7 protein-coding genes are annotated in these 5,360 nt (G+C 37.9%); 4 read left to right on the top strand and 3 right to left on the bottom strand.

Annotation, left to right across the window (positions count from 1 at the left end; genetic code table 11):
• Positions 1-176 precede the first annotated feature (176 nt).
• The 3 genes from ACIR310F_RS25730 to purT all read left to right on the top strand — a co-directional run bounded on the left by ACIR310F_RS25730 (position 177) and on the right by purT (position 2,368).
• A complete protein-coding gene (locus ACIR310F_RS25730) occupies positions 177-338 on the top strand; it encodes a hypothetical protein (protein WP_155963864.1) in 162 nt (53 codons plus the stop codon).
• A gap of 67 nt (positions 339-405) precedes the next feature.
• The gene (locus ACIR310F_RS0115875) at positions 406-864 is read left to right on the top strand and encodes a hypothetical protein (protein ID WP_028084676.1); all 459 of its coding nucleotides are present in this window, start codon (positions 406-408) and stop codon (positions 862-864) included.
• Positions 865-1,192: 328 nt separating this feature from the next.
• Positions 1,193-2,368, top strand: a complete 1,176-nt coding sequence (purT, locus tag ACIR310F_RS0115870; RefSeq protein WP_028084675.1) for a formate-dependent phosphoribosylglycinamide formyltransferase — start codon at positions 1,193-1,195, stop codon at positions 2,366-2,368.
• A gap of 236 nt (positions 2,369-2,604) precedes the next feature.
• Here the strand turns inward: purT and infC are convergent, their stop codons facing one another.
• Positions 2,605-3,138, bottom strand: a complete 534-nt coding sequence (gene infC / locus ACIR310F_RS0115865; RefSeq protein WP_015083285.1) for a translation initiation factor IF-3 — start codon at positions 3,136-3,138, stop codon at positions 2,605-2,607.
• Between the two features lie 595 nt (positions 3,139-3,733).
• Here infC and ACIR310F_RS0115860 point away from each other — a divergent pair.
• The gene (locus ACIR310F_RS0115860) at positions 3,734-4,648 is read left to right on the top strand and encodes an alpha/beta fold hydrolase (protein WP_028084674.1); all 915 of its coding nucleotides are present in this window, start codon (positions 3,734-3,736) and stop codon (positions 4,646-4,648) included.
• A 38-nt stretch (positions 4,649-4,686) separates the two neighbouring features.
• Here ACIR310F_RS0115860 and ACIR310F_RS0115855 read toward each other — a convergent pair whose 3' ends face one another.
• Together ACIR310F_RS0115855 and ACIR310F_RS27000 are read right to left on the bottom strand one after the other, a co-directional pair.
• The gene (locus tag ACIR310F_RS0115855; protein WP_028084673.1) at positions 4,687-5,019 is read right to left on the bottom strand and encodes a hypothetical protein; all 333 of its coding nucleotides are present in this window, start codon (positions 5,017-5,019) and stop codon (positions 4,687-4,689) included.
• A gap of 100 nt (positions 5,020-5,119) precedes the next feature.
• Positions 5,120-5,360 (bottom strand): hypothetical protein (locus tag ACIR310F_RS27000; protein WP_231387566.1); only part of this gene is annotated, 241 nt, incomplete at its 5' end.

Raw genomic sequence — 5,360 nt, 5'->3', positions numbered from 1 at the left:
CCTCCTCGCTTGCGGGGAGGGGGTTGGGGGTGGGGTTCTTGTACCTTATAACATCGGGAAGTGCTGTATCTTCCCTGTTCCCTATTCCCTGTTCCCTAAATCCTTACGATTTATTTTCTGCACAAAGTTAAAAATTGTTCAAAAATAAAACTGCTCAATTTTTGGAGGTCTAGACGATGTTACTAAATTTCATAGACAGAGTGGGAGAATTAAATCCCCAACTATTTCGAGAACTTAAAGGCAGATTAAAAGGCTTTAATCTCATCATTTCTATGGGTTCTTCTTTGTTATTGCAACTCACCCCATCGGCAAACTATCCAAGATTGGGCAAGATATAGACATCAAAATCATCGAAATAAATCTTTATTACAAGATTTAGTATTTGGTGAAAAAAGCCCGGCAATTGTGGCAATAGCGATTAATCTATTAATTGCTAGTATTCCCACTATGATTTGGATTTTATTCTCACCTGACAATTTCTATAATGGCAACATGGACAAGAGTAAAGTCATATTAGCTATGGTTTTAGCCTTGAGTTTGATGTTGATTTACGCCACAATTGCTCAACTGATGCTACTGATGAAAAACCCCAAGCGTTATGTATGGGCAGTGGGAACTATAGGTGTAGCCATGTTTCTCCCATCAATTATGCTCTCAGTTTTGGGGATTACTCCATATAAAAATCCCACTTTGTGGTTATTCTCTACCTTCCCTTGGGCAGCGATAGAATACGCAGAAATAACAACAATTTTCATAGCACTTTTAGCTGATTTTACCGTTGTAGCCCTGTTAAATTTGCAATTAAATCGCAAAATCGGAATTTTAGGAGAATCTGCAACTAAAGCATTATTAGCGGGAAGATAACTGAATAATTCTTGATAATTATTGAATTTATAGCCGCCGATATCCGCGAATAATTTGCGTTTATATACGGTTATTTTTTTTATATTAATATCAAAATAAATATTTAATATTTGAAAGTAGGGGTTAAGCGACAGCGCAACCCAACAAAAATATTCATCATGTTGGGTTTCCTTGCCTCAACCCAACCTACACAAATAAACATTTATTTAAAACTTGACGATATGATCGTTATGTGCAAATAATCAATCAGAACAAATCAGATCCCCGACTGCTTAGAGAAGTTGGGGATCTAAAGTTTTTGTATTCTTTTAATAATCACCAGAAACTCATGATTAAGGCACTAAAACTACCTCAAAAATTAATGCTGCTTGGTTCAGGAGAACTAGGAAAGGAATTTGTAATCGCTGCTCAACGTTTAGGTAATTATGTGATTGCTGTAGATAGATATGCTAATGCTCCTGCTATGCAAGTAGCTGATTGTGCAGAAGTTATTTCTATGCTGAGTGCTGATGATTTGGAAGCAGTAGTAAATAAACATCAGCCTGATTTTATCATTCCCGAAATTGAAGCTATTAGAACCGAAAAATTACAGGAATTTGAACAAAGGGGAATTACAGTGATTCCCACAGCAGCGGCCACTAACTACACCATGAACCGCGACAGAATTAGGGAATTAGCCCACAAAGAACTAGGAATTAGAACTGCTAAATATGGTTATGCTGTCACCTTAGAAGAATTAATTACTATTTCTGAAAAAATTGGTTTTCCCAATGTTGTTAAACCTGTGATGTCCTCCTCTGGAAAAGGTCAATCTGTAGTTAATGATAGAAATGAAGTAGAAAAAGCTTGGCATTATGCTATTTCTAATTCTCGTGGTGATAGTCAAAAGGTAATTGTTGAAGAATTTATTAATTTTGAAATTGAGATTACCTTATTAACAATTAAACAATGGGACGCACCTACAATTTTCTGTTCTCCCATTGGCCACCGTCAAGAAAGAGGAGATTATCAAGAATCTTGGCAACCCGCAGCTATTTCTGAAGCTAAAATATTAGCATCTCAAGAAATCGCCAAAAAAGTTACTGATGCTTTGGGTGGTGCGGGAATTTTTGGGGTTGAATTTTTCATCACTAAAGACGAAGTGATTTTTTCCGAACTTTCTCCTAGACCTCATGATACAGGAATGGTGACATTAATTTCTCAGAATTTGAATGAATTTGAATTACATCTGCGAGCGATTTTAGGTTTACCAATTCCCCATATTCAACAGTTAGGATTTTCTGCAAGTGCGGTGATTTTAGCTTCAGAAAAATCTGATTCTATTGCTTTTACTGGTGTAGCTGAAGCTTTAGCAGAAAAAGATGTAGATATTAAGTTATTTGGTAAACCTACTGCTCATCCCTATCGTCGCATGGGAGTGGCCTTAGCGAAAGGTAGGGATATTCAGGAAGCGAGAGAAAAGGCCACAAAAGCAGCTAGTCAGGTGAAAATAAGTAATATGTAAATTAGCTTGTTATTAACTTATACATAGCATTTTGTCAATAGTAAAAGTCCTGAACAAATGAGTATTATATTTTACACTCAATCGTCAGGACTATGATTTTGAGATAAATTTACAAGAATCTAACAGTGATGAAAGTTGACGGCATGGCAAAAAATCTCCCTGATGTCAATCTTTGGTACTATTATTACCGAACTTATGCAACATTCATCACCTGGTAAAACAGTTTGTTGACAAGATTATTTTTTGGGTGAAATCAGCATCATCATATTTCGCCCTTCTTTCTTTGGTGCTTGCTGTAGTTCACCAAAAGGCTCTAAATCTGTAGCCATCCGCTTAAGCAAGGTTTCTGCCAAGTCACTGTGTTGAATTTCCCGACCTCGGAACATTACAGTAGCCTTAACTTTATCGCCATCTTTGAGGAAGCGTTCGGCTTGCTTGACGCGCACATTATAGTCGTGTTCTTCTATTTTGTAGCGCATTTTTACTTCTTTCACATCAGCCGTGTGCTGCTTCTTCCGGGCTTCCCGCGCCTTCTTTTCTTGCTCAAACTTATATTTCCCATAGTCCATAATTCGACATACCGGCGGGTCAGCTTTGTCACTGATTAGCACCAAGTCCAATTCCTTCTCTTCGGCTAATTGTATGGCTTCTTGGGGGGTTATAATTCCCAGTTGTGCGCCATCAGTGTCAATTACCCGAATTTTCGGGAAGCGAATGCGTTCGTTAATTTGGGGAAGATCACGAGTTCTTTTTTTCTCAATCACAGGCATTATGATTAGTGGCAGCTCTTTAGTTAAGAATTTGGGTTGGTCTTGATTTAGTTAGCTTGGTTGAATATGCCGATTAAGGCAAAATACAAGAGTAACTCAGAATTGAAAAATGAATATCCATCTCCAGTGTAGCTAATTCATACACTCGTTGGCAGTCTCAACATATTTGTTATGCTATTGCTATACAAAACTTGACAAAAACCGGTTTAAACTTTCTTTAAGTGTTGAACTTTAGGGAAGTTTGATCAAGTATTCGACTATTTAGTTTTGTTGTTTATAGCGGTTCTTGGTTGAGTGAATTACAATAACTCCACTCCCAACGCCCTCCCCGCCAGTCAGGGAGGCCAGGATGTACATTATTAAGATTAGGAAACGCTATAATTCCACTAAATTAATTAATGTAAATTACATGATATTTAACACCAATAACTATGGTCGCAATTTATCCTCATTAATACTTAGAAACCTAAGATATCTATGAGGATGCTTCTAGGATAACAAAATTAGGTATACAGTGGAGATAATCAAATATAATTTAACATATTAGGGAACAAGAAACAAGGTTAATAATTGCTTAATCACAAAAGAGGGAAAAGTGACGACTGCAATACATTGGCAGCAACGGGTTGGTAATCAAAGAGACTGGGTATGGCGGGGCTGGCAAACTCGTTATACTTATATTCGTCCTGTCAAAGATCATCCAGGACAAACACCATTGATTTTACTACATGGCTTTGGTGCTTCCATTGGTCATTGGCGGCATAATTTAGAGGTATTAGGTAAACACAATACAGTTTATGCTCTAGACATGATTGGATTTGGCGCATCTGAAAAAGCTGCAACTAATTACAATGTAGAATTATGGGTAGAACAAGTTTACGACTTTTGGAAAACCTTTATCGGTCAACCAGTTGTTTTAGTGGGTAATTCCATAGGTTCACTGATTTCTTTAGTGGCAGCGGCTACCCATGCCGACATGGTAAAGGGTATTGTGATGATCAGTTTACCAGATCCCAGCCTAGAACAAGAAATGATCCCGACTGCTTTCAAACCCGTGGTTAGGGGTATTAAAAGTATATTTACCTCCAGATTAATATTAAAACCGATATTCTATTTTGTGCGTCGTCCTAGCGTGCTGCGGCGTTGGGCGGGTTTAGCCTATGCTCATCCTGAAGCAATTAGTGATGAACTGATAGACATTTTAGCAGGACCTCCCCAGGACAGAGGATCTGCCCGTGCTTTTAGAGCCTTATTTAAGGCAACAACAGGGGCTAATTTTAGTCCGAGTGTCAAGAAAATTTTACCAAACTTAACAATTCCCATGTTGTTAATTTGGGGGAAAAAAGATCGATTTGTTCCCCCAAAACTAGCGGATCAATTTCTGCGCTACAATGAGAAACTAGAACTAGTATATCTGGAAAATGTGGGACATTGTCCCCATGATGAATCACCAGAACAGGTTAACGAAGAAATTTTAGATTGGATAGGTAGAATGGGTAACTGGCAATAGGTAAGGAGATGATTAAGTTCTTGAGTAACGGTGGTAAGTTATTCAATATTGACTTCTGTAGTATCAATATCCGTACTTCCGTCAACACCATGAGCGATAGAAACCATTTTAGTGAGAATATCCTGACTGGGAACTTTACCTTTTAATACCACAGTGCTACCCGTTTGAGCAACCCAGAGAGTGTCAATATCATCAAGGTCAGGATCTTGATCAAATGCTAATGCTACGCGCTTTGCTAAACCACTTTGGTCATATTCTCCGTTTAATCCTATTCGTTCTGGGGGAGTTGTTTGTCTATTAACATCAGTTGTGGGATTAACTTGAGTGCTTTCCGATTGTTCTAAACCAAAAAGTCTTTGTAACCAACCCATAAATACTGATCTCCTATCATAATTCACCTCTGATTATAATATAAGTCCTTAAAAGTAGATATATCTAACCAAGAAAATTTTGGACAAAATCCACTAGTAGTTAGATTTCTGGATAACTTTTCCAGAAGAACTGAATGATTGGAACTATTAAGTTTGACGCTCCCCGCCCTATAGAGGGACGGGGATTCTTGTTTCCATGAGTAACCTTACTCAAACTTGTTACCAAATCTGAGCAGAGGGTAATCTCTCCACAAGCGTTATTAGTTTCCTTCCGCCCGACGGTACTTAAATTATAGCCACTTTGTCTTAGTGCTTTTGCTAGAATGTTAATTGCAGCATTA

Origin of the sequence: Dolichospermum circinale AWQC310F, from assembly GCF_000426925.1 — a bacterium.
GTDB classification, from domain to species: domain Bacteria; phylum Cyanobacteriota; class Cyanobacteriia; order Cyanobacteriales; family Nostocaceae; genus Dolichospermum; species Dolichospermum circinale.
Note: the sequence above shows the minus strand (reverse complement) of the source record. Positions and strands in the feature narration are given on the sequence as shown.